This is a genomic window from Pseudomonas sp. NBRC 111123, from assembly GCF_001320205.1.
Lineage (GTDB): Bacteria > Pseudomonadota > Gammaproteobacteria > Pseudomonadales > Pseudomonadaceae > Aquipseudomonas > Aquipseudomonas putida_J.
Window position 1 is genome coordinate 104,742 of sequence record NZ_BCAZ01000009.1, and the last position, 20,961, is coordinate 125,702.

The 20,961-nt window shown below is 63.3% G+C and carries 18 protein-coding genes and 2 pseudogenes; 9 read left to right on the forward strand and 11 right to left on the reverse strand.

Features of this window, described 5'->3' with window-relative positions:
* Window positions 1-21: 21 nt before the first annotated feature.
* Window positions 22-921 (reverse strand): LysR family transcriptional regulator, encoded by a 900-nt coding sequence (locus APH27_RS07435; protein WP_060484454.1) that lies wholly within the window; start codon window positions 919-921, stop codon window positions 22-24.
* Window positions 922-1,038: 117 nt separating this feature from the next.
* Here APH27_RS07435 and APH27_RS07440 point away from each other — a divergent pair, with 117 nt between their 5' ends.
* The 3 genes from APH27_RS07440 (at window position 1,039) to APH27_RS07450 (ending at window position 5,407) form a co-directional block, all read left to right on the forward strand.
* Complete coding sequence (locus APH27_RS07440; protein ID WP_060484455.1) at window positions 1,039-1,392, forward strand: cupin; 354 nt, start codon at window positions 1,039-1,041, stop codon at window positions 1,390-1,392.
* 218 nt (window positions 1,393-1,610) lie between these two features.
* A complete protein-coding gene (locus APH27_RS07445; RefSeq protein ID WP_060484456.1) occupies window positions 1,611-4,028 on the forward strand; it encodes a glucose/quinate/shikimate family membrane-bound PQQ-dependent dehydrogenase in 2,418 nt (805 codons plus the stop codon).
* A gap of 110 nt (window positions 4,029-4,138) precedes the next feature.
* A complete protein-coding gene (locus tag APH27_RS07450) occupies window positions 4,139-5,407 on the forward strand; it encodes a carbohydrate porin (protein WP_027918825.1) in 1,269 nt (422 codons plus the stop codon).
* 119 nt (window positions 5,408-5,526) lie between these two features.
* Here the strand turns inward: APH27_RS07450 and argE are convergent, their stop codons facing one another.
* Together argE and APH27_RS07460 are read right to left on the reverse strand one after the other, a co-directional pair.
* Window positions 5,527-6,687 (reverse strand): acetylornithine deacetylase, encoded by a 1,161-nt coding sequence (gene argE / locus APH27_RS07455; protein WP_027918726.1) that lies wholly within the window; start codon window positions 6,685-6,687, stop codon window positions 5,527-5,529.
* Entirely contained in the window at window positions 6,680-7,357 is a 678-nt protein-coding gene (locus tag APH27_RS07460; RefSeq protein ID WP_027918727.1) for a DUF1028 domain-containing protein, read from the reverse strand. The genes argE and APH27_RS07460 overlap by 8 nt, the downstream gene beginning before the upstream one ends.
* Before the next feature lie 293 nt (window positions 7,358-7,650).
* Between APH27_RS07460 and APH27_RS07470 the strand changes: the two genes are divergently transcribed.
* Window positions 7,651-8,970: an NAD(P)/FAD-dependent oxidoreductase gene (locus APH27_RS07470; protein WP_060484458.1), complete on the forward strand. Its 1,320-nt coding sequence runs from the start codon at window positions 7,651-7,653 to the stop codon at window positions 8,968-8,970.
* On the forward strand, window positions 8,970-9,386 hold the full coding sequence (locus APH27_RS07475; protein WP_014590706.1) for a RidA family protein: 417 nt from the start codon (window positions 8,970-8,972) through the stop codon (window positions 9,384-9,386). Before APH27_RS07470 ends, APH27_RS07475 begins: the two co-directional genes overlap by 1 nt.
* 120 nt (window positions 9,387-9,506) lie before the next feature.
* Here the strand turns inward: APH27_RS07475 and APH27_RS07480 are convergent, their stop codons facing one another.
* Window positions 9,507-10,412, reverse strand: coding sequence for a LysR family transcriptional regulator (locus APH27_RS07480; protein ID WP_027918729.1), 906 nt, complete (start codon window positions 10,410-10,412; stop codon window positions 9,507-9,509).
* Window positions 10,413-10,538: 126 nt separating this feature from the next.
* A pseudogene (locus tag APH27_RS26570) lies at window positions 10,539-10,917 on the reverse strand (PhnE/PtxC family ABC transporter permease); the annotation flags it as partial.
* Between the two features lie 70 nt (window positions 10,918-10,987).
* Here APH27_RS26570 and APH27_RS26575 point away from each other — a divergent pair.
* Window positions 10,988-11,651, forward strand: a pseudogene (locus tag APH27_RS26575) (LysR family transcriptional regulator substrate-binding protein); the annotation flags it as partial.
* Window positions 11,652-11,694: 43 nt separating this feature from the next.
* Here the strand turns inward: APH27_RS26575 and APH27_RS07495 are convergent.
* On the reverse strand, window positions 11,695-11,958 hold the full coding sequence (locus APH27_RS07495) for a hypothetical protein (RefSeq protein WP_060484459.1): 264 nt from the start codon (window positions 11,956-11,958) through the stop codon (window positions 11,695-11,697).
* A 158-nt stretch (window positions 11,959-12,116) separates the two neighbouring features.
* Here APH27_RS07495 and APH27_RS07500 point away from each other — a divergent pair, with 158 nt between their 5' ends.
* On the forward strand, window positions 12,117-12,503 hold the full coding sequence (locus APH27_RS07500; RefSeq protein ID WP_027918732.1) for a VOC family protein: 387 nt from the start codon (window positions 12,117-12,119) through the stop codon (window positions 12,501-12,503).
* 74 nt (window positions 12,504-12,577) lie between these two features.
* The gene (locus APH27_RS07505; RefSeq protein ID WP_060484460.1) at window positions 12,578-13,147 is read left to right on the forward strand and encodes a hypothetical protein; all 570 of its coding nucleotides are present in this window, start codon (window positions 12,578-12,580) and stop codon (window positions 13,145-13,147) included.
* 97 nt (window positions 13,148-13,244) lie between these two features.
* Here the strand turns inward: APH27_RS07505 and APH27_RS07510 are convergent, their stop codons facing one another.
* From APH27_RS07510 to APH27_RS07530, 5 genes are all read right to left on the reverse strand, one after another.
* Entirely contained in the window at window positions 13,245-14,918 is a 1,674-nt protein-coding gene (locus tag APH27_RS07510; RefSeq protein ID WP_060484461.1) for an MFS transporter, read from the reverse strand.
* A 189-nt stretch (window positions 14,919-15,107) separates the two neighbouring features.
* A complete protein-coding gene (locus APH27_RS07515; protein ID WP_060484462.1) occupies window positions 15,108-15,887 on the reverse strand; it encodes an alpha/beta fold hydrolase in 780 nt (259 codons plus the stop codon).
* Window positions 15,884-16,303 (reverse strand): VOC family protein, encoded by a 420-nt coding sequence (locus tag APH27_RS07520; protein ID WP_060484463.1) that lies wholly within the window; start codon window positions 16,301-16,303, stop codon window positions 15,884-15,886. Before APH27_RS07520 ends, APH27_RS07515 begins: the two co-directional genes overlap by 4 nt.
* 75 nt (window positions 16,304-16,378) lie before the next feature.
* On the reverse strand, window positions 16,379-17,305 hold the full coding sequence (locus APH27_RS07525; protein ID WP_027918737.1) for an alpha/beta fold hydrolase: 927 nt from the start codon (window positions 17,303-17,305) through the stop codon (window positions 16,379-16,381).
* 303 nt (window positions 17,306-17,608) lie between these two features.
* Window positions 17,609-20,020: a UvrD-helicase domain-containing protein gene (locus tag APH27_RS07530; RefSeq protein WP_256250563.1), complete on the reverse strand. Its 2,412-nt coding sequence runs from the start codon at window positions 20,018-20,020 to the stop codon at window positions 17,609-17,611.
* Between the two features lie 220 nt (window positions 20,021-20,240).
* On the opposite strand from APH27_RS07530, the gene APH27_RS07535 reads away from it, so the two are divergent.
* Window positions 20,241-20,939, forward strand: a complete 699-nt coding sequence (locus APH27_RS07535; RefSeq protein ID WP_060484465.1) for a pirin family protein — start codon at window positions 20,241-20,243, stop codon at window positions 20,937-20,939.
* The last annotated feature ends 22 nt before the right edge of the window (window positions 20,940-20,961 follow it).

Here is a 20,961-nt window from a genome sequence, read left to right on the forward strand (position 1 = left end):
CGCCTAGCGCAACGGCAGGGATCAGGGCTTGAGCAGGCCTTCGCAAAAACCGATGAAGGCGTTGACCCGCCGTGAGCCACGGTGGTTCGGCAAGTACAAGGCATTGATGCTGTCGTTGGCATTGCCCGGGCTGACTTGCCAGTCCGCGAGCAGCCGTTGCAGCCGCCCGGCGGCGACCTCTTCACGCACCAGCCAGTCGGCCAGCAAGGCGATACCGCTGCCGGCCAGCGCTGTTTCACGCAACAGGTCGGCGTTGGCGCTGCGCAACGGCCCACTCACTTCCAGTTCCAGCACCTCATGTGCGCGTTGCAGGCGCCAGGCGCGCGCCTTCTGCCCGTAGCGAAAACGCAGGCAGGCATGCTGCAGCAACTGCTCGGGGTGCAGCAGTGCACCACGTCGGGCCAGGTAATCCGGGCTTGCCACCAGCCAGCGCTGGAAGCGGCCGAGTTGCCGGCACACCAGTTCGTCGTTCGGTTGCGGATCGCCCAAGCGAATGGACAGATCGTAGCGGCCGTCGAGCAAGTCATCGAGCCGATCGCTCATGTCGATGTCCAGCTCCAATGAGGGGTGCCTCGCCAGGAATGTACCCAGGTGCGGCGCAATCACACGGCGACCGAACTCCACCGGGAGGCACAAGCGCAGCACGCCGACCGGCTCATCACCACGGTCGGCGACGCTGGCATCGGCTTCTTCCAGCGCGTCGAAGATGTCCCTTGCCCGCGCATAATAACGTGCACCCGCTTCGGTCAGGCTGACCTGGCGCGTGGAGCGGTTGAGCAAGGTGCTGCCGAGTTCCGCCTCCAGTGCATCGACCAGGCGCGTCACCGACGACGTAGCCACGCCGAGCCTGCGCGCCGCCGCGGAAAAGCCCTGGGCATCGACTGTCGCGGTAAACATCTTCATCGCCAGGAGCTTGTCCATAGGCACTCCAGTTTTAGATTTCGGAACACTCCTACAATCCACAAGGCGGGTCAAGAAGCGCACAGCAGAGCGATCAGGTCCATAGTGGAAATACCTCCACCCGCGCGAGAACAGCCCATGACCATCAGCAATCTGCTCCATGCCCTGCCCCATTGCGACCCTGCCGCTGGCGAGCGGGTCGATGAACTTCTGCAGCGCCCTGGCTTGCGCGTGGAACGTATTGTTTCCTGCGGTCAGGCGAGCCCGCCCGGCTACTGGTACGACCAGGCCGAAGGCGAATGGATCATGTTGCTGGCCGGCAGCGCGGGGCTCCGTCTTGAGCATGAGGCCTACACCCGCCTGCTGGTGCCTGGCGATTGCCTGGACATCCCTGCGCGTTGCCGGCACCGCGTGGAATGGACTGCCCAGGGGCAGCCGACCATCTGGCTTGCAGTGTTTTATGGCATCGGCACTCCATGGCCGAGCCATTGAAACACCCTTCGTTCATGCTACAAAAGTCTAAGCCGTCACATTCACATGCCGCTCAAGCACCCTGTTCACTGCATTTTTTGGCGCATGATCTAAACTTTTAGCCACATCTTCGCAAGTTCAGCCCTGCGACAATAAGTCTCATAAAATTATGTACTAACTTGTTAATTAGCAAGCTAAGGGCTTAAACTGCGCACATTCCACCTGCTGAGATCCCTGGCATGAACGAAACACCGCGCGCCTCTGGCGCCACAAACATCATCCTGGTCGGTTTGGGCGTGATCGTCGCCCTGCTTGGCCTCCTCCTGGCTGCTGGCGGCGTCAAGCTCGCCGGCCTGGGCGGTTCCTGGTACTTCCTGATCGGCGGCCTGGCCATGGCCATCGCCGGTATTCTCATCGCCCGTCGCAAGCAGGCCGGCGCCTGGCTGTATGCGGCGTTTCTGGTCGGTACCGCGATCTGGGCGCTGATCGACGCTGGCCTGGTGTTCTGGCCGCTGTTCTCGCGCCTGTTCATGTTCGCCGCGATCGGCATGGTGGTGGCGCTGGTCTACCCGATGCTGGCCCGCGCCAATGGCGCCAGCGCCGGCCGTGGTGCCTACGGCATCGCCGGCGTGCTAGCCGTGGTGCTGGTGATCGCCGCTGGCAACATGTTCGTCGCTCACCCAAGCGTTGCCCCTACCGGCAAAGGCCCGGGCATGACCCCGGTAGAAACCGGCAAGGAGCAGAAAGACTGGGCCCACTACGGCAACACCGAGGGTGGCAGCCGCTTCGCCGCGCTGGACCAGATCAACCGCGACAACGTAAACAAGCTCAAGGTGGCCTGGACCTACCACACCGGTGACGTCGCCATCAGTGACGGCAACGGTGCCGAAGACCAGCTGACCCCGCTGCAGATCGGCAACAAGGTGTTCATCTGCACCCCGCACAACAACCTGATCGCCCTCGACGCCGACACCGGCAAAGAGCTGTGGAAGAACGCGATCAACGCCCAGTCCAAGGTCTGGCAGCGTTGCCGTGGCATGGCCTACTTCGACGCCACTGCCGCGATCGCCCAGCCGACCCAGCCGAACAGCTCGCCGATCACCGGCGGTAGCGTCGCGGCCGGTGCCAACTGCCAGCGCCGCCTGCTGACCAACACCATCGACGGCCGCCTGATTGCCGTCGACGCCGACAACGGCGAGTTCTGCCAGGGCTTCGGCAACAACGGCCAGGTCAACCTGATGGCCGGCCTGGGTGACGTGCCGGACTCCTACTACCAGCTGTCTTCCGCACCGTTGATGGCCGGTACCACCGTGGTGGTTGGCGGCCGCGTCGCCGACAACGTCCAGACCGACATGCCTGGCGGCGTGATCCGTGGTTTCGACGTGATCACCGGTGAAATGCGCTGGGCCTTCGACCCGGGCAACCCGGAAGACCGCAAGGCACCAGAAGGTGACAGCACCTACGTGCGCAGCACCCCGAACAGCTGGGCACCGATGTCGTACGACCCGGCGATGAACACCGTGTTCCTGCCAATGGGCTCGTCGTCCACCGACATCTATGGCGTTGAACGCAACAAGCTGGACCACACCTACGGCGCGTCCGTACTGGCCCTGGATGCCACCACCGGCAACCAGAAGTGGGTCTTCCAGACCGTGCACAACGACCTCTGGGACTTCGACCTGCCCATGCAGCCAAGCCTGATCGACTTCACCAAGGACGACGGCAAGTCCGTGCCTGCGGTGGTGATCGGCACCAAGGCCGGGCAGATCTACGTACTCGACCGTGCCACCGGCAAACCGCTGACCCAGGTCGACGAAGTACCGGTCAAGCCAAGCAACATCCCCAACGAGCCGTACTCCCCAACCCAGCCCAAATCGGTCGGCATGCCGCAGATCGGCGCGCAAACCCTGAGCGAATCGGACATGTGGGGTGCCACTCCGTATGACCAGCTGCTGTGCCGTATCGACTTCAAGAAGATGCGCTACGACGGCCTGTACACCGCGCCGGGTACCGACCTGTCGCTGAGCTTCCCAGGTTCGCTGGGTGGCATGAACTGGGGGAGCATCTCCACCGACCCGGTACATGGTTTCATCTTCGTAAACGACATGCGCCTGGGCCTGTGGATCCAGATGATCCCGTCGCAGAACAAAGGTGACGCCGCATCCGGTGGCGAAGCGCTGAACACCGGCATGGGCGCCGTGCCGCTCAAGGGCACCCCGTACGCGGTGAACAAGAACCGCTTCCTGTCGGTTGCCGGCATTCCCTGCCAGGCCCCGCCATTCGGTACCCTGACCGCCATCGACATGAAGTCGCGCCAGATCGCCTGGCAGGTACCGGTCGGCACCGTGGAAGACACCGGTCCCCTGGGCATCCGCATGCATCTGCCAATCAAGATCGGCCTGCCGACCCTCGGCGGCACCCTGTCGACCCAAGGCGGCCTGGTCTTCATCGCCGGCACCCAGGACTTCTACCTGCGCGCCTACGACAGCAGCAACGGTAACGAAATCTGGAAAGCCCGCCTGCCTGTGGGCAGCCAGGGCGGCCCGATGACCTACGTTTCGCCGAAAACCGGCAAGCAATACGTGGTGATCACCGCTGGCGGTGCACGCCAGTCGACTGATCGTGGCGACTATGTGATTTCTTACGCACTGCCGTAAGACCGCGTCGCTGCATTCGCGGGCTAGCCCGCTCCCACAGGTTCTCTCCTGATCCCTGTGAGAGCGGGCTTGTTCGCGAATGGCCCCCGAAAACAACACGAGACACAGCAATGCCATCCGCTATCCGCATTACCCCAACCCTGCTACTGGCCCTGGCCAGCACGTCTGCCCTGGCCGACGCCGACCTGCTGAACCGCAGCACCATGACCGGTGACTGGGGCGGGCTGCGTCACCAGCTCGAGGAAGACGGCGTCAAGATCACCGGCGACTACAGCGGTGAAACCGCCTACAACGCCCACGGCGGTTTGCACCGTTCGGCGCGCTATTCGCAGAACATCAAGCTCGGCGCACAGTTCGACCTGTCGAAGCTGTACGGCCTGGAAAACGGCGGCAAGGTCCAGTTGACCATCAACGACCGCCGCGGCAACAGCGCCTCGGAAGACCTGGTCGGCAACCGCCTGCCGATCCAGGAAAACTACGGTGGCCTGTACACCCGCCTGACCGAACTGAGCTACGAGCGCACCCTGTTCACCCCGGCACTCAACGTCAAGCTCGGCTACATGGCCATGGGCAACGACCTCGGCGGCCTGGACAGCGGCATCCTGTGCAACTTCATGAACGCCGGCTTCTGCGGCCACCCGCTGAACATGTCTGGCGGCAGCGGCTGGACCAACTACCCCAACGCCCACCTCGGCGTGCGCGTGAAGTACGACCTGTCACCATCCTGGCAGCTGCGTGTGGCGGCGTTCAACGTCGACCCGCAAAGCAATGGCAACTCCAGCCGAGCCTGGCACCTGGGGCCCAAGCACACTACCGGTACCGTGGTACCCGTGGAGCTGGTTTACAAGCTGCAGGGCGAACTGCCGGGTGAATACAAGCTGGGTTACTACTACGACAGCTCCGACGTGAAGCGCGTCGACAGCACCAAGGAAGTGTCTGGTCGCGGTGGCCACTACCTGCTGGTCGACCAGGCAGTATGGAACGACGCCGGTTCGCCAGGCCGCAGCCTGCACGCCTTTGGCCAATACTCGGCATCGAGCGAGGCCGCCTCGCCGTTCACCAAGTGGTATGGCGCTGGTGTGGTGCTGTACAAGCCGTTCGAAGGCCGCCCGCGCGATACCGTGGCCCTGGGCTATGGCCGCGCCGTGCCGAACCCGCGTAGCCGTGATGTGCTGGAAGACGCTGCATTCAATGCCGGGCAGCAGTTCCCCAACATCGACAATGCCGAGCAGCTGATCGAACTGAGCTATGGCTACCAGGCCACGCCGTGGCTGAACCTGCGCCCGGATGTGCAGTACATCATCGAGCCAGGGGCGTTCTCCGGGAAGGACATCGACAACGCGCTGGTGGTTGGCCTGCAGGTCAAGGCGACCTTCTAAGCCATCAGGGCCGCGCTGCGGCCCATCGTCGGCAAGCCGGCTCCCACAGGTCCAGCGCTGCCCGCAAGGGCTGTGATTTCACTGTGGGAGCGGGTTTACCCGCGAAAGGTCCAACCCGGTCAATCCTGCCTGAGGTAGTCCACCAACCTCAGCAACATCGCATCACAGCCCAGCAACTGCTCGACGCTGACGAATTCATCAGGCTTGTGCCCCTGATCCATGCTGCCTGGCCCACACACAACGGTCGGAATACCAGCCTGGTCAAACAAGCCACCTTCGGTGCCAAACGCAACGGTGCCGAAGTCATCCGAGCCGCTGACCAATGCCACCAGCCGCGCGGCCTCACTGTCGGCTGACGTGGCCAGCCCAGGGTATGCACTCAGCGGTTGCAGGCGAATGGCACTGGCAGCGTTCACCTTGCGCATGCGTGGCAGCAACTCAGTCTCGGCGTAGGTCTGCAACTGGTCGGCCACCGCCTGTGCTGCATACCCCGGCAAGGCGCGCACCTCGAAATCGAACACACACTCTTCCGGCACGATGTTCAGTGCCCTGCCCCCTTTGATCACCCCGGTCTGCACCGTGGAGAACGGTGGGTCGAAGCGCGTGTCGTGATGTGCCGGCAAGGCCAGGGCATCACCGATCTCACCCAGCTTGCCGATCAGCTTCGCAGCGTACTCGATAGCATTTACCCCGTAAGGTGCGTATGCCGAGTGGCACGCCGCACCGTGGACCTCGCAACGCATCGCCAGCTTGCCCTTATGGCCAAGCACCGGCTTGAGTTCGGTAGGCTCACCAATCAGGCACAGGCGCGGCTTGTGCGGTCGCTTTTCCAGTGCGGCCAGCATCGAGCGCACGCCCAGGCAGCCGACTTCCTCGTCATAGGAGAACGCCAGGTGCACCGGCATGCGCAGCGGTTGCGCAAGGAACGCTGGCACCGCAGCCAGCACCGAGGCGATGAAACCCTTCATGTCAGCCGTGCCACGGCCATACAGGCGCCCGTCGCGCTCGGTCAAGGCGAAGGGCGGCAGCGTCCAGGCCTGGCCTTCCACCGGCACCACATCGGTATGCCCGGATAGCACCACACCACCGACATCCTTGGGGCCGATGGTGGCGAACAAGTTGGCCTTGGTGCCTTCAGGGTTGTGGAACAGTTCGCACTCCACGCCAAGCTCGGCCAGGTAGTCGTGGATGAAACCGATCAGCTCGAGGTTGGAGTCGCGGCTGACCGTGGCAATGCCGATCAGCCGCTCCAACAGGGCGCGGCTGCTGAATTCACTCATCGCCCGGCACCCCATAACTCGGCGCGGCGGTTGGGTCGAGGGCGCGGGTGACATAGTCCTGCATCTGCGGGCGATACGCTTGCCACAGGCCATCGAGAACACCAATCGGGTCTTGCTCAGCCCAGTCCACACGCAGGTCCACCAGCGGCCAAGTCAGCTCGCCGGCGATCTTCAGTGCTGCCGAGTGCACGGGGCCTGCTTCGCCACCGGCTGCCATCGCCGCATGCATGGCCGCCAGCAGGCGGTCAGCCAGATGCCCGCCGGCCTGTTCGAAGGCCTTCACCATGGCCTCGATCACCTGCAGCGAGGACAACAAGTTACCAGCGGCCGCGCACTGCTCACCCGCCACAGCGTTGTGTACACCCAGGGCTTCCTTGCCGGTGAACAGCGCCACTTGGCCCTGACTGTCGATCACCGTGACCTGGCGATACTCGCTCCAGCCATTGGCGCTGAGCACCCGGTCCAGCGCGGCAGCTGGCGACAGCTGGCCTTGCTCCAAGGCATCGAGGATCTGCGGGCCGAGCGCTGGCAAGGTGATGTTCTGGGTGGAAACTGCGCCGACGCCAGCACGTACCCACGGGCAGCGTGCGCCCACGGCGATGCTTGACGAGCTGATGGCGATACCGACCTGGCCGGTTTCCTGGCAGCGCCCGATGATGGAGAAGGTCATGGTGGAACTCCTGTTGTTCTGTGCGATGCCCAGCATTCTGGGTGGAACCTTCAGGGCCACGAAACCAACATTTTCCTGTGCCTTGAACAGGAAAAAACTAAGGCTCGTCAGTAACGCCCGCAAACCACTGAAAACCCCGGCCAAGCCCTTGCATGTCGGGGCCTTCGCCGTTTTATCGGCAAGCCCCAGCTAAATACTATTTTCGCGATTTTCCGAGCGTCCCTAGTCTGGCCCCAGGTAACGGCGGTCCACCAAACCGACCTGACAAAAACCGCCTGACAAAGGGCTCGGACATGACACTGAACAACATCGAAATCGACACCCTCGTGGTTGGCGCCGGCCAGGCCGGCGTGGCCATGAGCGAACACCTGAACAAGCTTGGCGTGCCGCACCTGGTGCTGGAGCGCAAGCGTATCGCCGAGGCCTGGCGCACCGGCCGCTGGGATTCGCTAGTGGCCAACGGCCCGGTCTGGCATGACCGCTTCCCGGGGCTGGAATTCAACCTCGACGCCGACGCCTTCGCTGGCAAGGACCAGGTCGCCGATTACTTCGAGCAGTACGTACGCAAGTACAACCTGCCGGTACGCACCGGCATCGAAGTGAAGAAGGTGGTACGCAATGCCGACCGCCCCGGCTTCACCATCGAAACCAACGAAGGCGTGATCCGCGCCAACCGCGTGGTGGCTGCCACTGGCCCGTTCCAGAAGCCGGTCATCCCGGCCATCGCGCCGAAAGACGCCAACCTCCACCAGATCCACTCCGCCGCCTACTACAACCCCGAGCAACTGCCTGAAGGCGCCGTACTCGTGGTCGGTGCCGGCTCTTCCGGCGTGCAAATCGCCGAGGAACTGATGCGCGCCGGGCGCCAGGTGTACCTGTCGGTAGGCGCCCACGACCGCCCACCACGGGCCTACCGCAACCGCGACTTCTGCTGGTGGCTGGGCGTGCTCGGTGAGTGGGACGCAGAAATCGCCAAGCCGGGCCGCGAGCACGTGACCATCGCCGTCAGCGGTGCCCGTGGCGGCCACACCGTGGACTTCCGCGCCCTCGCCCACCAGGGCATGACCCTGGTCGGCCTGACCCAGTCGTTCGACAACGGTGTGGCGCGCTTCCAGGACAACCTGGTCGAGAACATCAACCGCGGCGACGAAAACTACCTGGCCCTGCTGGATGCCGCCGATGCCTATATCGAGCGCAACGGCCTGGACCTGCCGGAGGAGCCCGAAGCGCGCAAGCGCCTGGCTGACCCTGCGTGCATGACCCACCCACTGCAGCAACTGGACCTGGCCCAGGCCGGCGTCACCAGCATCATCTGGGCCACCGGCTACGGCGTGGACTTCAGCTGGCTGCAGGTCGACACCTTCGACGCCAACGGCAAACCCCAGCACCAGCGCGGCGTAGCCCGCGAGCCGGGCGTGTACTTCCTCGGCCTGCCCTGGCTGTCGCGCCGTGGCTCGTCGTTCATCTGGGGCGTGTGGCACGACGCCAAGCACGTCGCCGGCCACATCGCCACGCAGCGCACCTACCTGGCCTACCGCGACCGCGACCAGCGCGAAGCGGATGACCAACAAGACAACTCGATCAGCAACGTCAGCACCCTCGGAGCCCACTGATGCCTACCCATACTCGCATCCGCATGTTCAACACCAAGGAAACCTACCCCAACCAGACCCTGGACAACGACCTGTGCCAGGCCGTGCGGGCCGGTAACACCATCTATGTGCGTGGCCAGGTCGGCACCGACTTCGAAGGCAAGCTGGTAGGCCTGGGTGACCCACGGGCACAAACCGAGCAGGCGATGAAGAACGTCAAGCAGTTGCTCGAAGAGGCAGGTTCGGACCTGTCGCACATCGTCAAGACCACCACCTACATCACCGACCCGCGTTTCCGCGAGCCGGTGTACAAGGAAGTCGGCAAGTGGCTGAAGGGCGTGTTCCCGATTTCCACCGGGCTTGTGGTGGCAGGGTTGGCCCAGGCCGAATGGCTGATGGAAATCGATGTGATTGCGGTGGTGCCGGATCAGCAGTGATTCAATAACCCCCAAGGGCTGCTTTGCAGCCCATTCGCGGGCAAGCCCGCCCCCACAGGATTGCGCCGGACCTGAGGTCAGCGCTCACCCTGTGGGAGCGGGCTTGCCCGCGAAGCTTTTTCAGAACGTGGCCAGTTCTTCGCGGCAGAACTCGACAAACAACTGCGCCGGCTTGGTCAGCTGCACCCGCTTCAGGTGCGCCGCTGCCAACCCCGACAATGCCACCGGCTCGGCGATGTCGATCATCACCAGCTTCTGCCCGTCATAGGTGCATTCCGAGTGCGGTCGGGTCACCAGCAACGAAAACCCAAAGCCCTGCCCCACCATCCCCCGCACCATCTCGATCGACGGCGAACTGAAGACGATGTTCGGCGTCAGCCCCATTTCATTGAACAGGCTGACGAAATAGGTCCGGCTGGGCGCTACGTCCAGCAAGATCATTGGCTCCGGGCACAGGTCGCGCAGCGACACCTGCGCCTGGGCGGCAAAGCGGTGTTTCTCGGGCAGCAGTACATAAGGCTTCTGCGGCGGCATCAAGGGTTCGGCTTCGATGGTGCCATCCAGGTCATGGTCATAAAGGAACGCCAGGTCGAAGGTGCCGGCAGTCAGCCCCTGGATCAGGTCCTGCTGCTCACCATCGCGCAGGCGGATGTCCACCCCCGGATAGCGTTCGCGAAAGCCGGCGATCAGCCGCGGCAGATACAGCGGCGCCACGGTTTCGAAGCAACCGATGTCGATATGCCCGGCCACGGTGTCGTTGTCGGCCAGGGCGTTCTGCTCGAACTCGTGCGCCATCTGCAACAGCGACTTGGTCTTGGCATAGAAGCGCTTGCCACTGGGCGTCAGCGAAACGCCCTGGGCGTGGTGGCGGATGAACAGCTGCACGCCAAAGCTTTCCTCCAGGCTCTTTATCGCCGTAGAGATCGACGGTTGGGCGATATACAGCTGGCGCGAGGCCTCGGCGACGCTGCCGGCCTCGACGGTGGTGACGAAGTATTTGAGTTGTCGCAGGGTGTAGGAAGCCACAGGCACCTCGTTGGCGCCATTCGCGGGCGCCTTGGAATTTTCCTGTCACTTTACCTTGTAGCCTGTTTCAACGGGCCGCAGGCTGATGAAGGATTTGCCTAAGGCTTGAACATAATTTTTCTGTCGCAGGATCACCGCGGTCCACGCCGTGACCACCTGTGGCAACACGCCGAACATGATCACCTGCAACGGTCGAGCCCCCCGTGGCACGCAGGGCTTCGAGCGGGCCTTGATCGATCTCCTCGATGCTCTCGGCAAAGCGCTTGCCGAGCATGCCCAGACCGTTCACGGCCAGCGCCAGTACGCCGGGGAACGGCCCCAGGCCCACCGCCGAGACAAATACCAGGGCCCGGATCAGTTCATTGATACTACGTATTACGTTTAACAACTGCCGGGTGCCTTGATACACCCAGCGATTGCTGTGCAGGTTGCGCGCCGCCAGCAGCGCCAGGGGGATAGCGAAGATCACACCCAGCAACGTGCCCCAGATGGCAATCTGTATGGCGCCGAGCCGGCCGGTCAGTACGTTCTTCAGCACCGACAGGCGTGGCACCACATTGTGATGCTGGAAGATCCATCGCCGTGGCCGGCGTATCGAACTGACTGGCGTAGGTCGCCAGCTGTTGCCGATTGCCCAGCAACTGCTGACGCTGGAAGCCGAAGCCAGCGGGCTGTTGCGCGATTCCGGCACACTGAGCCGGGGCCAGCTGCAACTGGGTGCCGTGGGGCCATTTCATGTAATCGAGATGGTCGATGCCTATCGCCGTGCCTTCCCGCAGATCGACCTGTCGATCCGCATCGGCAACTCGGCCTCGGTACTGCCAGACCTGGAAAGCTACGTGATCGACGTCGGCGTGCTGGCCGGGCTGCATGAAGGCCCGGCGTTTCAGGTGCAACTGTACGCACGCCACCCGGTAATCCTGTTCGCCCCTGTCGAGCCCCCCCTTGGCTCGCCACCACTGCGTGCGCCTCGAGGCGTTTCAGGGCCAGGCCATGTTGCGCCGGGAACAGGGTTCGACCACACGGGCAGCCTTCGAACGGGTGCTGGCCAAACACGAGGTCAGCCCGCGCATGCTGATGGAAATCGGCAGCCGTGAAGCGCTGCGTGAGGCGGTGGCACGGGGCATCGGGATTGCGCTGCCGGATGCGTTCCTCGATGCCGGTGCGTTGCCGACCTTGCATGATCGCTATGGCATCTCCACCGAGGCGGTGGCGCGGCAAATCAAAGGCTGGTTGTGATCTGTGCGGGCCTCATCGCCGGCAAGCCGACAATGAGGCCCGCTCATTCGAACTCGATATTCGAGGTTACACATTCGTCGCCAACTTTCTTGTACCCATCCGCGCAGGGCATACCCATGACTGGACCCAGTCCACGCTTTTTGCGAGACAGCGTCGCCGGAGCATCAGTAGCCGCTGAGTTGGATACACCATCAGCGTTTTCCTGCACGTCATCGAGGTGTACAGCCTCATCGCCGCTCATCATCTGTTCCTGCGCCCCTGCGAGCCCTGCGGTGACCAACATTGCATCCTTAACCATGTCTTTCATTACTATCACTCCTGCTGGGATTGAATGTTTTTCAAGGCTACCGCCAGGCTCACCATCACCCCATCTGGAACAGATGCTCACAGAAAACTCTCTCGCTGGTGATTTGGGCCAGAACGTCTTTACTGGAAAGTATCGACCCGCAGGTACGGTATGCGCCTATGAAGATCGTTGTCACCAGCATTCTCGTCGATGACCAGGCCAAGGCTCTGGCTTTCTACCATTACGTCCTCGGCTTCGAGCCCAAGCACGACATCCCCATGGGCCAGCATCGCTGGCTGACACTGACCTCACCCAACGATCCCAACGGGGTCGAGTTGCTGCTGGAGCCCGATGCACACCCGGCGGCGAAAATCTACAAACAAGCGCTGAAGCAGGACGGCATTCCGGCCACCTCCTTCGGCGTGCGCGATATCCAGGCCGAGTACACTCGCCTGTGCAAGGCCGGCGTGAAGTTCATCAAAGAGCCCACCGACCTGGGCCCGGTCACCGTCGCGGTGTTCGACGACACCTGCGGCAACCTGATACAGATTGCCCAGAAGCACTGAGCAGCGGCCATGGCAGCCGGTGCTGCCATTGGCTACATTGCAGCTGTACCCGTGCGCCACAATAAGGAAAACAGATGCGCCACGAATTCAGCGAAGTGCTCAATGACCTGGTCGACTACTTCCTGCTGGGCGATATCCAGCTGCTCGAGCGTTTCAAACACGAAAACCACCTGTCCGATGACCTGGCCCGCGAGTTCACCAGCAACGACAGCGGCGACAAGGCCGTGGCAGAAGGTGTGGTGATACCGCTGGCGGGGGTCGACAACCTGCCCTACCACATCCTGTTCACCCTCGATGGCTACACACCGGCCCTGCTCGAACCCGGCAGTCGCCTCAAGCACCGGCGCAACGGCTATGTGCTGCAGGTCGAGAACCGTGCGGTGATGCTGTACACCTGGCGTGTCCTGCAGCACTTCACCAACAAGACGCTGGGTGACCTGATGGCGCGCTATCAGGTGCCGGGGCGGCCGATCATAGAGCTGGACAATGGCTGGTATGACGTCGAGGTACTGGCCGGGGCGCTGATCAGGGAAGGCTTGTACGAACCTGCTTTCGAGTTCGTGCTGAAGAAACGCTGGAGCCGGGGTAAGGCCAAGGAGGTGGATACCGGGTATGCCTACACGCTGCGAGGGTGCTTCGACTGATTTTTCCTGCACTGGCCTCTTCGCGGCTGAAGCCGCTCCTACAAAGCCTGCGCTGCACCTGTAGGAGCGGCTTCAGCCGCGAAGGGGCCGGACCTGCCTAGGTAATTTCCCGATCCTTGGTCTCCGGCAGGAAGCAGATCCCCAGCACTGCCGTCATCACCGCAATCACGATCGGGTACCACAGCCCGTAATAGATATCCCCGGTCGCCGCCACCATGGCAAACGCCACCGTCGGCAGGAAGCCGCCGAACCAGCCGTTGCCGATATGGTACGGCAGCGACATCGAGGTGTAGCGGATGCGTGCCGGGAACAGCTCCACCAGCCAGGCGGCGATCGGCCCGTAAACCATGGTTACGTAGATCACCAGAATGGTCAGTAGCAACAGCACCATCGGATAGTGGATCTTGGCCGGGTCGGCCTTTTCCGGGTAACCCGCCTCTTTCAAGGCACCGCCCATGGTCGCAGTAAAGGCATCGCTCTGGGTCTTCAGGTCGGCGGCCGCCAGGCTGCTGCCGTCGAAGCTCGGGATCACCCGCTCACCGATGCGAACCTGCGCCACGCTGCCAGGCTCGGCTGCCTGGTTGGTGTAAGGAATCGCACGCTTGGCCAGCAGGCTCTTGGCGATGTCGCAGGAGCTGGTGAATTTGGCCTTGCCCACCGGGTCGAACTGGAACGCGCACTGGCCAGGGTCGGCGACTACCACCACCGGGTTCTGCTCCTGGGCGACGAACACGTCCGGGTTACCGTACTCGGTCAGCGCCTTGAAGATCGGGAAGTAGGTCAGCGCCGCAATGATGCAGCCGGCCATGACGATCTTCTTGCGGCCGATGCGGTCCGACAGGCTGCCGAATATGACGAAGAAAGGTGTACCAATCAGCAGGGAGCCGGCGATCAGCAGGTTGGCAGTCTGCGGGTCGATCTTGAGCATCTGCAGCAGGAAGAACAGCGCGTAAAACTGCCCGGTGTACCACACCACCGCCTGCCCGGCCGTGCCACCAAGCAGCGACATGATCACCACCTTGAGGTTGTCCCAGCGGGCGAACGACTCGGTCAGCGGCGCCTTGGACGCCTTGCCCTCGGCCTTCATCTTCATGAATACCGGCGACTCGTTGAGCTGCATGCGGATGTACACCGAAATCGCCAGCAGCAGGATCGACAACAGGAACGGCACCCGCCAGCCCCAAGCCTCGAACACCTCGGTGCCCATGGCGGTGCGGCAGGCCAGGATCACCAGCAGCGAGAGGAACAGGCCGAGGGTGGCGGTGGTCTGGATCCACGACGTGAAGAAGCCACGCCGGCCCTTGGGCGCGTGCTCAGCCACATAGGTGGCCGCACCACCGTATTCGCCGCCAAGCGCCAGGCCCTGGAGCAGGCGCAGGGTGATCAGGATGACCGGTGCCGCCACGCCAATCGACGCGTAACTGGGCAACAGCCCCACCACCGCGGTGGACAGGCCCATGATGACGATCGTGATGAGGAAGGTGTGCTTGCGCCCGATCATGTCGCCCAGGCGGCCGAACACGATCGCGCCGAACGGCCGCACGGCAAAGCCGGCGGCAAAGGCCAGCAAGGCGAAGATGAACGAAGTGGTTTCATTGACGCCGGCGAAGAAGTGCTTGGCGATGATCGCTGCCAGCGAGCCGTACAGGTAGAAGTCGTACCATTCGAACACGGTACCCAGCGAGGAGGCGAAGATGACCTTGCGCTCCTCCTTGGTAATGCCCCGTTGGGGCGCGCTACTGCCCGTGGAAGCGCTGTCGAGAACCGCCATGGGATGCCTCCGTCTTGTCGTTATCGAAGGCCGGAGTACCTCACACCCATTTCACCGTCGCACCCAGGCCCAAGGGCTAGCATTGGTTGCGCGAAGCACAACGAGGTCAGCTGCCTCGAATCGCAGCAAGGTAACTGAAGCATAATCGGCTTTACGGCAATATCCACTTGCCAGCATCGCCAGTTGCCATTACCCCAGAAACCGTTGCACCTCGGCCAGCACGACCTCGGTCTGTTCCCGGTGCGGAACATGCCCGCAGCCCGGCAACAGGCGCATCACGCTCGGCCCAGCGGCCAATGCGGTAAAGCGCCGAGGGTGCGCTGGCGAGCCGAATTCGTCCTGGTCGCCATGCAGGCTGAGCAACGGGCACTGCACCTGCGCCAGCAATGCATCCAGGTTCCAGTCGGCGAAGGCGTCGTCCAGCCAGGTGTCCACCCAGGCGCGCAATACCCATTCGGCCTTGTCGCCGTGATAACGCGTCAGGCGCTGCAGCTGCCCCGGCGCGGCAAACTGCTGGTCCGCAGCGCGAATACCTTGCAGGGTCAGGCCCTCGACAAAGGCCTGTGCCGATTCGATGATGAGGGCTCGACAATGTTTGCCGTGGATCGCCGCGCAGCCGACGGCCATGCCGCCGCCGACGCTGTGACCAAAGACGATGAAATCGTCAATCTCCAGCTGCCGCAGCAAGGCGGCGAAGCCTTGTTCCGCCTCAGCCTCGACAAAGCCCCGGCGCAAGCGGCCTGGATGTGCATCGGAGCGGCCGAAGCCCAGTCGGTCATAGGCAATGACCCGCTGCCGGGTCACTGCTGCCAGCTGTTTGGGGAAGTCACGCCACAAGGCAACGCAACCCAGCGAGTCGTGCAGCAGTATGATCGGCACGCCTTGTGCGTTCTGCGGCTTCACGTCCTGGGCGAACAGCTTGCCTTCTGGCGTATCGACCCAGTGTTCGAGCGCGTTGACCTGGGTCATGCCGCCAACTCGACCGGGCCCTTGAGTTCGACCTGATTGCCATCGGGGTCGAAGCAATACAGCGATAGCCCTTCGCCTTCGGCACCATAACGTTTTTCTGCCGGCTCAACCGCCACCCCGGCCGCTTGCAGGTAAGCCATCAGCGCTTGTTCGTCGAACGGTTCGATGCGCAGGCAGAAGTGGTGCAGGTTGCGCCCCTCTGCCCCGGGTGCCGCACCACCGGGCCGGCCCAGCGGGCCATCGAGCGTCACCAGGTCGATCATGGCCGTGCCGGTCGCCAGGTGAACCATACCAAGGTCCGGGCGCTCACGGCTGACCTTGCAGCCCAGCAGATCGCGGTAAAAGGCCACGCTGCGCTGCAGGTCAGTGACCCGCAACACCAGGTGGTCGATGTGCTTGATGGCGAACGGTCGCATGCAAGGTCTCCTTGAAGTGCCTGCCCGATGGCATTGGCCACCATAGCCCAAGACCTGACCTGCTGGCCATGGCGCCTACTCGTTCACCAGGCGCTGCAGCTGGCCACCCTCGTGGCGGGCAAGGACCCGCAGGATCTGGTCGACCAGCGCCCGGTCGGGCGCTTCCAGATGAAAATGATGCCCACCCGGGTGCCAGGAAACCCGGGCGTGGCCCGGCAACGCCGCTTGCCGCTGCTCGAAACCGTTGCTGCTGTACGCTCCTTGCCTGCCAAGCATCAGGTACAAGGGGCAACGGATTTCCCTGAGCAGGTCACACGCCTCGCGCTCGGTCAGCGGCATAGGCTCCGGCAACACCAGGCGCGGGTCGTGGCGCCAGCAATAACCATCCGCCAATTGCAGCAGGTCGCGCTGGGCCAACAGCCGCGCGGCCTCCTCGGTCAACTCCCCGTCCAGGCGTGTGCGCCGCTGTTGCAGGGCCGTTTCAAGGTCATCGAAACGGCTGCCTTCGGTTGCGGCAAAGCCGGGCAGCTGGCTGCGCTGGACCATGCGTTTGAGCCGATAGGCACGGGCCAAGTGTTGTACCCGATCATCCTCGGCGACCGTGAATGGCGCACCCATGCCATCCAGGAACAACATGCTGGCGATACCACTGGTCATGGCTGCAAGCAGCGAAGCGATACCCGTGCCCATGCCATGGGCCAGCACATGAAACCGGGCCAGCCCCAGGCTGTCGGCCACCGCCAGCATGTCCTCGGCATGCTCCCAGAGGTAATAGCCACTGTCGTGACGACGGTGATCGGAGCGGCCATGGCCGACCAGGTCCGGGGCTACCACGAAGCAGCCGTCGAGCATGGGTGCAAGGCGCTCGAACGAGGCGGCATTGTCTAGCCAGCCATGCAAGGCCAGCACTGGAATGCCCTCCTCCGGGCCCCAGCAGCGTACGGCAATCTCGATGCCGTTGAGGTCGAGCAGATGATCCTTGGGGCTGAACGGCAAACGCATGTTCTCTCTCCCTGACTGATGCCTGGCGCGTGCTCGTCAGGCCGGCACTTTACCTTGGCGCAGCTGCCGGCCGCCTGCTGGTCCCTCGCCGACAACGACATACACAGAACCGACCGGTGACGGCATCTATCTACCTGCTGGCCTGCGGCCGGCTCGTGCCCCATGGCGTCTGCCCGACACTGGAGCACGAACATGAGCCACCCACCCTTCCACCAGAAACAGATCGCCAGAACCCTCCCCGAATGCAGCAAGGCCTTGATCGCGAGGCTGACCCAGGCACTGGACGCCAACAAACGAGCATTCTTACTGGCCGCGCAGGTCTTCGAAAAATACCTGCCGGCCATCCACCTGGCTTGACGCCCGTGGCGCTTGCGCCGTTTCACCATTGGCCGCTTCCACGTGCCAATAGCAGTGCCTGACCGCCCGTGTCACTGCCACGTAGGCGAGGCGTTGCACCTCCTCCTTCTGCGCAGTGTCGAACGGTTGACTGTCGCCTGCGCGGCCAAGGCCGGCCTGGCGGTAAACCTGGTTCTTGTAGGGCGAACTGGTCAGGTACTGACAGTCGCCAAGCATGAACACCGCATCGGCCTGCAAGCCCTTGGCGCTGTGGTAAGTCAGTTGGCGCAAGCGCCGCTGCTCGCTCGGCAACGAGGCCTCGGCCTGCAGCACGCTGTGCAGGTGATCGTTCATCAGCGCCCGGTCGCTGCCTTTGCGGTACAGCATCATCACCGACTCGCCCCGCTGGTAATGCTCGATCAGGGTCTGGCCGAGTGCAGCCTCATCGCGGTCGAACACCTTGACCGGCGAACCGGGCAGCGCTGCAGCTGGCCCGGCGGCACGCGCCTTCTTGCCGCTGATGGCGGGCGCCCCTTTGACCAGGTGCTCGGCCGCGTCGATCACCTGCTGCTGGCAGCGGTAATTGTCGACCAGCATCACCCGGGTGTTGGCCGGCGACGGGAAGGCCTTGGTGAACTCCATGAAGTACTTTGGCGAACTGCCGCGCCAGCCGTAGATCGACTGCCAGTCATCGCCCACGCACATCAGCGAGGAATGCTGGGCATTGCGCCCGGTGTGCATGGACGGGCCACGACGGCGGATTTCCGCGAGGCAGGCGCGCAGCCAGCTGACGATCTGTGGCGAAACGTCCTGAAATTCGTCGATCATCAGGTGCGCCAGTGGCCGCAGCAACGGGTCGGGCAGCAGTTGCAGGTTCTCCGGGTTGTTCTCACCGAACAGGGCGAACATGCGGTTGTAGCTCATCACCGGTGGCGACTGGTCCAGCAAGTGCGCCTCCAGGGCTTTCCAGTACAGGGCCAACGCCTCGAAGAACAGCGCGTCGGTATCGCCTGACGGGAAGCTCATGGCCGCCACGGCCGGGTTCACTTCCAGGCCAAGGTTTTCGATGAAGTTGGCGGCGCCGACGAAGGCGTCGAGCAGCGGCGCCGGGGCCAGCTCGCCTTTGACCTTGTACTCGAAACCGGGCCCTGCCACGGCATCACCGGCCAGTGATGCGGCCAGGCGCCTGGCCATGGCGTAGTTATCGAGCCAGATCAGCGGCTTGTCGCAGAACGCCTGCAACAAGGTGCGCTTTACCGCCCACTCGGCACGCACCGCCAGCTTGGCGCCGGGGCGTTGATACTGGGCACTTTCCGCCGGGTCGAAGCCCAGCACCACCCAGGCGTCGAGGCCTTCGAGGCGGCCATGCACATGGAAGCGGCTGCCACGGATCTCGACGGTTTCGCGGCAGGGCTCGATACCCTTGATCGGCCAGGCGCCGGCGGCGAACCACAGGTCTTCGATCACATCGCACAGTTCTTCGTCACGCTGGGCGGCCAGCTGGGTGACCTGCACCCGCTTCTGCACATCCGGGTGGCCTGGGTCCAGCGGCTTGAGTTGCAGGGCCTCGCGGCGCAGGGTGGCGACGATCTCGGCAAAGCGCGGGCTTTCACCGAGCAATTGGCTGTAGCACTGGTTCAGCTGTTGGCGCTGGGCATCGTTCAGGCGCAGGTCGAACGGGTTGCTCTCAGCCTCCGCCTCGCGGCCGGCCGGCATCTCGTTACCCAGGGTCTCGAACGCACGGACCAGGCCGAAGCCCGGCAGGCTGCGCACCAACGGCAGGATCCGTGAATGGAAGGTGCGCACCAGATCACGCGCCTTGGCCGGTTGCAAGTCCAGCTGCCAAAGGGCAAACACCTGCACCAGGCGCTTGATGAAGTCCTTGCGCGACTCGCGGGTGAAGGTGACCACGGTCATCGCGTCCAACTCGTAGCCCAGGTAGTGACGCAACAGCAAAATGCGCAGCACCAGCGAGGTCGACTTGCCGGCCCCGGCGCCGGCCACCACACAGGTGGACGGTGTGTCGCTGAAAATCAGCTTCCATTGCGCCGCGCTGGGCTGCGCCTCGGCGGGCAGGCGCTGGGCAACGTCGGCCTTGAAGCGCTTTTTCAGCTCCGCGGTCACGGGCAGGCGCCAGTCATCGAAAAGGTTGTCGTCCTGTTCGGGCACCGCGGCGGTATCCGGCCGTGAATCGCGGATCACCAGAACCTGGCGACCTGCTTCATAACCCTGCGCGTGGCCGAGGCTCCAGGATTCGCGATGTTGTGCCTGCAGGCGAGTCAGGCCACGGCCCAACAGGCGTGCAGCCAGGCGGCGGAACCAAGGCAGTTGGGCTGGCGGGGTCAGTTTGGCAGGGGCCTGGGGTTGCTCGTGGGCCACGGTCACTCCGTTGAATATCAGATCAGCGGGCCATGTTCGCCGTATCCACCAAAAATCGCCAGCGAATGCTTGCAGATCAGTGGATTAGGCGATGAATCGCATAATCCACATCGCCACTATAAATCGATAAAACTGATTGTAATCAGCCGATATTTACGCTTATTTTCGATCTATTTTGGGTGCATCATGGCTTCATTCCACTGATTCAAGGAGCACAACCATGCTGCAGCTGCGCCCATTCGAACGCCTTGGCCACGCCAACCACGGCTGGCTCGACGCCCATCACCACTTCTCGTTTGCCGAATACTACGACCCGGCGCGCATGCACTGGGGCAACCTGCGGGTCTGGAACGACGACCTGATCGCTGCCGGCAGCGGCTTCCCGCCCCACCCGCACCGCGACATGGAAATCATCACTTATGTGCGTGAAGGCGCCATTACCCACCAGGACAGCCTGGGCAACAAGGGCCGTACCGAGGCTGGCGACGTGCAGGTGATGAGTGCCGGTAGCGGCATCGTGCACAGCGAGTACAACCTGGAAGAGGTCGATACCCGCATCTTCCAGATCTGGATTGTGCCGGAGAAGGTTGGCGATGCGCCGTCCTGGGGGACCCGCCCGTTCCCGAAAGGCGAGCGCGGTGAAGGCTTCGTGACCCTGGCCAGCGGCCGCGCGGGTGACGAGGACAGCTTGCAGATCCGGACCGATGCACGGCTGGTAGCCGCGACGTTGCGCGCTGGCGAAACCGCCGAATACCGCTTCGATGCCGGGCGCCGGGGTTACCTGGTGCCGGCCAAGGGGCTGGTGGAAGTCAATGGGCTGCGCGCCAAGGGCCGGGATGGGGTGGCGATCGAGCAGGAGGAAGTGCTCAAGGTCACCGCTATCGAGGACAGCGAAATCGTCCTGGTCGATGTCGCATAAGTGAAAGGGGCCGCTTTGCGGT

Coding starts and splice junctions, on each gene's coding strand:
- APH27_RS07510 (WP_060484461.1), bottom strand. CDS start 14,918: ATGGCGGTTCTCGACAGCGCTTCCACGGGCAGTAGCGCGCCCCAACGG.
- APH27_RS07445 (WP_060484456.1), top strand. CDS start 1,611: ATGAACGAAACACCGCGCGCCTCTGGCGCCACAAACATCATCCTGGTC.
- APH27_RS07435 (WP_060484454.1), bottom strand. CDS start 921: ATGGACAAGCTCCTGGCGATGAAGATGTTTACCGCGACAGTCGATGCC.
- APH27_RS07460 (WP_027918727.1), bottom strand. CDS start 7,357: ATGACCTTCTCCATCATCGGGCGCTGCCAGGAAACCGGCCAGGTCGGT.
- APH27_RS07495 (WP_060484459.1), bottom strand. CDS start 11,958: ATGAAAGACATGGTTAAGGATGCAATGTTGGTCACCGCAGGGCTCGCA.
- APH27_RS07515 (WP_060484462.1), bottom strand. CDS start 15,887: ATGACCCAGGTCAACGCGCTCGAACACTGGGTCGATACGCCAGAAGGC.
- APH27_RS07505 (WP_060484460.1), top strand. CDS start 12,578: ATGCGCCACGAATTCAGCGAAGTGCTCAATGACCTGGTCGACTACTTC.
- APH27_RS07525 (WP_027918737.1), bottom strand. CDS start 17,305: ATGCGTTTGCCGTTCAGCCCCAAGGATCATCTGCTCGACCTCAACGGC.
- APH27_RS07450 (WP_027918825.1), top strand. CDS start 4,139: ATGCCATCCGCTATCCGCATTACCCCAACCCTGCTACTGGCCCTGGCC.
- APH27_RS07475 (WP_014590706.1), top strand. CDS start 8,970: ATGCCTACCCATACTCGCATCCGCATGTTCAACACCAAGGAAACCTAC.
- APH27_RS07440 (WP_060484455.1), top strand. CDS start 1,039: ATGACCATCAGCAATCTGCTCCATGCCCTGCCCCATTGCGACCCTGCC.
- APH27_RS07500 (WP_027918732.1), top strand. CDS start 12,117: ATGAAGATCGTTGTCACCAGCATTCTCGTCGATGACCAGGCCAAGGCT.
- APH27_RS07535 (WP_060484465.1), top strand. CDS start 20,241: ATGCTGCAGCTGCGCCCATTCGAACGCCTTGGCCACGCCAACCACGGC.
- APH27_RS07520 (WP_060484463.1), bottom strand. CDS start 16,303: ATGCGACCGTTCGCCATCAAGCACATCGACCACCTGGTGTTGCGGGTC.
- APH27_RS07470 (WP_060484458.1), top strand. CDS start 7,651: ATGACACTGAACAACATCGAAATCGACACCCTCGTGGTTGGCGCCGGC.
- argE (WP_027918726.1), bottom strand. CDS start 6,687: ATGAGTGAATTCAGCAGCCGCGCCCTGTTGGAGCGGCTGATCGGCATT.